Source organism: Pseudomonas sp. PAGU 2196 (genome assembly GCF_022179005.1).
In the GTDB taxonomy this organism is placed as follows: domain Bacteria; phylum Pseudomonadota; class Gammaproteobacteria; order Pseudomonadales; family Pseudomonadaceae; genus Aquipseudomonas; species Aquipseudomonas kermanshahensis.
Window position 1 is genome coordinate 1 of record NZ_BNTL01000080.1, and the last position, 757, is coordinate 757.

Consider the following 757-nt stretch of genomic DNA (forward strand, 5'->3'; position numbering starts at 1 on the left):
TCCTCACTCACCCGGTCAGCCAGGATTTCACTTTCCAGCCGGTCGAGCATCTGCACCAGCACCGGCGGGAACACCACACTGCCACCGTCTTCGCCGCCGGACTGCTGAAGGGTATCCGCCAGGCTGCGGCGCTGCGTTTTCGCCAGCTCACCGGTGGCGGTTTCAACCCTGATGAGTGGCGTGAAGCTCCCCGGCTGATAAATCGTCTGGATGCGGGTTCTGTCGTTCTGTATCGTGGTCAGGCGGTCGCCGTCCCAGCCGTACCAGGTCACTTGCGGTTTCCGTGACAGCGACATCCAGCCCGTCAGGTCCCGTTCACGCCGCCATACCCGTTTTGCCACCCTGCGGCCCAGCGGGTCGTAAAGATAGCGGCTTTCGACCAGCGGCTCTGCATATTGTGTCCGCGTGTAGTGCACCAGCCGGTGCTGACTGTCGTAATGTTACCGGTGAGTCCGCTCATCATCCGTGCGGATAACCCCTTCCGGGATGAGGTCGGTTTTCTCTGTCAGCCTGCCGTGACGGTCATACCGGTAAAGATAGTGCGCGTCACGGGCGATACGGTTATCCGGCCACATGCTGAGGGTGCTGTCCGGGTGCAGCTCCGGGTCGGGCAGGCGGTTACCTGCCGGGTCTGTGGTATACGGGATGCGGATATCCAGATTCGCTGCGGTGGTGTGAACGCCGGTCAGCCTGCCGGTGGTGCTGTAGCTGTAACTCCGGGTCTGGCGCGGGCTGCTGATGCGGATGAGTTCGCCGT

At 62.5% G+C, this 757-nt stretch carries 1 pseudogene; it reads right to left on the minus strand.

Annotation, left to right across the window (positions count from 1 at the left end):
- Positions 1–757, minus strand: a pseudogene (locus MFF34_RS28015) (hypothetical protein); the annotation flags it as partial.